The sequence below is a fragment of the Candidatus Hydrogenedens sp. genome (assembly GCA_035378955.1).
GTDB lineage: Bacteria > Hydrogenedentota > Hydrogenedentia > Hydrogenedentales > Hydrogenedentaceae > Hydrogenedens.
On sequence record DAOSUS010000136.1, the window covers coordinates 1 to 3,395 of the forward strand.

Below are 3,395 nucleotides of genomic sequence, written 5' to 3' on the forward strand. Positions count from 1 at the left end.
AATTATAAATGAAAAAACAAAGATTGATAATTCCGGACGAAAGAAAGGAGTTCGGACCGTGAAAAAACAATTATTATGCTTATATTCGTTAATATGTGTTCTTTTTATCTGCCAATGGAATAGTTATGCGTTTTTCCCTTCTGGTGGATTTGATGCATTTAATGTATTGCGATTGGCAAGATGGCCCTTCTACGAATTTGATACGAACAACGATGGCAAAATAACCACAGGAGAAGGTATCGGTATATATATAGAAAGAGGGAAAAGAGGATTTACTGATGATGAAATAAAAAAAGTCAAGGAGGCATTAAAAGTTTGGGAAGATGTCCCAACTTCGTATGCCTGTTTTCGAATCATAGGTTATTATGAAGACCCTATTTCCCTGACAACACCCGATTCCCTGCCTACTATATCCATGTATGTTACCGAAGCGGATGATACAGGTGAAGATGTTGAACCAGACCCAGAAACGGTTGATGTCGGAGGAGGAATATTAGGCGTAACACTAACACTTTTTACTGTTACCGATTCAGTATATGAACACAATGGACAAATATATCCTATTTCGGCAGGGACAGTTATTGACCGTGATATTGTTGTATCTGCGACAGCCCACCGATATAACTCAGAATCCGGGGATGAACCATTGGCAGATTTGAAAGGAACGCTTGTTCATGAATTAGGCCATTTTCTTGGGTTAGACCATACCCCTTTGAATAATTTAAGGGCTGTTTATTTAAACGCCGAGGATGAATTACCTTCCTACTTAATAGAAAATCCTGTAGTATGGATGACCATGCCTGATGGTATGCCTCAATATATCGGTGCTACCCCAACCATGTTCCCTATTTATTTTGAGGTAGAATTGCCCAATGGTCAAAGGGAAGATGGCGGAAAAGACCTCGCTCCGGATGATATATCAGGTATCTCATGGCTTTATCCACGAGGTGCTCAAGAAAATTTCTTTGATATAGAACATGAGGCAAGAAGTAGAACACGAAGAGGTTCTGGTATTCCCTCCATCCCCCTTCCCGGTGGACATGTTGTTGCCTGGGCAGATGTGGATAACAATCCCAATACACCACGGGTTCCTTTATTTAGTACCATGGTAGGTTTATACGAACCATTAATCAATAAACAACTTCAAGGCAAATTTAATCTGATTGGTTTGTGGAAAACAATGGAAGTCCCTGGGAAGGATGGGGAATTGTTTACTCCTTCCTATACATTGACCTTAAATGCGTTGAATGGGACGGGATTAGACCGTCAGGCTCCGGAAGGAATACCCCCATCGGATGTGGATAGTATTCAAGGTCCCAATAGTTATTCCGTAACAACTCGAGCGGATACAGACTATCAAACCAACTTTATGTCAGAAGTGTTTCATGAGGTTGAAAATGTCCTGGATGTAAGTAGTAAAGACGCAGGAACAGGATTGGTATGGAGTTTTACAAAAAATGTGGTTGTAAGCGCAACAACAGGTAAAACGCTTCCTCAGATGAGGACCCATCGGAAGCCAATGTTTGGAGACCCCAATGATGTATGTCCGATGAATATTATCGAAGTCCCAACAGGTGGAGGCACAGGAACAACAACGACTACTACGGGTGGCACATTAGGTTCTATCTCATTGTCAAATGATTTGAGAAGTTTTAGGGATAATTATTTGATGAATTCTGGTATGGGAATTGCTTTTGTGGATATGTATTATACTGTTGCCCCAATGATTTCTAAAGTAATATTAAAATCAGAAATAATGAGATATCTGTTTGCCAATTCTGTATATGGTATTGCATGGTTAATTAAAAATGATATTGTGCGATACCTTATAGGAATCCTAATTCTACTTGTTTTGTGGAGGAAGATAAAGAAGATGCAATCTATAAAAGCAAAAACGACAACACTATTCATTATTTTTGCACTATCTGTTTTGGGATGGGTTCCAAACGCACATTCGCGAATTGCTTTTCTAAATACAGATGAACTTGTGAACAAATCTAATGGGGTAGTTAATGCAGAGGTAATCTCAATAAATAGTTATATGACGGAAACTATGCGAATATACACAGATGTTGAAATAAAGGTAAAAGATACAATAAAAGGCTCTATCAACGAAAATAGTTCGGTGATTTTTACCATTCCGGGTGGTAGAGTAAATGGCTATGCTATGGTTTGCTCTGAAATGCCTGAATTTAAAGTTGGTGATAAAGCCATTCTTTATCTGCGGTATTTGCCTAAAAGTGGTAAATGGACTTTATATGCCGGGACAAGAAGTGTAACTGTGGTTACAGAAGATACTCAAACAGACAAACAATATGTAAAACCTTATAGTGAGTATGACAGTATTTTCTATAATACAGATAAGAAAGCAATCCAGTCCAAATCTTCTGTTCAGAAAACAGACGAGCCCAATACATATATTTCTATTGAAGATTATATGTTATATCTAAAAAGCCTTGTGAAACAGGACAAATAAGATTTTTTATCTGTAACTCATTTTAACCAAACGAATTCCCTAAAATAGTAAATAAACTTTGCGAAAGGGAGGATGTTTCGTTTAAACTTATCATACAATTTGTTATGGGAATTTAGTCAACTAATAAGGGCTAAATTCCGTTCAATTCATGATTTACTGCAAGGAGTTATTTTTTCCTATGAAAGGGCAGTATGGTTCAATCATTAGAAATTAAAAGACTATTTTCTTTAATTCATATCATACTGATTTTTTCAATATTTATTGCCGTTGGAATGTTCTTTTATCTCATATATACTTATGACCCTGCCCAGAAAATAGCCAAAAAAGCAAGCATATCCACTGAGGAAGAAAAAACTGTTCAGAATGTATTAATGAATATTGATGCCCAAAGCCTATTCGATAAAATATTAAAATCAGGTCTATTTGGAAATGCAGGTAGATGGTCCGAAGATGCAGCTCCAAAAAAAGAGGAAAAACAAGAACAACCTCCCCCACAGGATACCCTTGAAGATACCCAATTGAATTTAAAATTAATAGGGACTATTGCTTTGTCTCCTAAAGATAAATTTTCAGCTGCTTTTATCGAGAATTCTGACAAAAAAATTACTGCTGCTTTTGCTGTCGGACAGGAAGTTATTGAGCAGGTAGTTTTAGAAGAGGTATATCCTAAAGAAGTTATATTGTTAAACAAAAAAACAAATCCCCCCAAAAGGGAACGGTTAAAGTTAGAAGATAAATCTTTAGAATTGCTAAAAGCAAAAGAAGAAGCCCCTCCCCAACAAACGGAATCAAAACCTGCAAAGACAAATGAGCCTGAGAAGAAACAGGTGGATCTAAATCGTGATGAAATTGTGCAGGACTTTTTTGCAAGTTATGCAGATTTAGTTACGCGTGTTAAGCCCGAATTGTGTAAAGATGC

At 37.1% G+C, this 3,395-nt stretch carries 2 protein-coding genes; both read left to right on the plus strand.

The window, feature by feature from the left end; all coding sequences use genetic code 11:
• The first annotated feature begins 58 nt into the window (after positions 1 to 58).
• Entirely contained in the window at positions 59 to 2,476 is a 2,418-nt protein-coding gene (locus PLA12_14605) for a hypothetical protein (protein HOQ33720.1), read from the plus strand.
• A 191-nt stretch (positions 2,477 to 2,667) separates the two neighbouring features.
• The coding region (locus PLA12_14610) for a type II secretion system protein N (protein HOQ33721.1) at positions 2,668 to 3,395 on the plus strand (728 nt) is incomplete at its 3' end.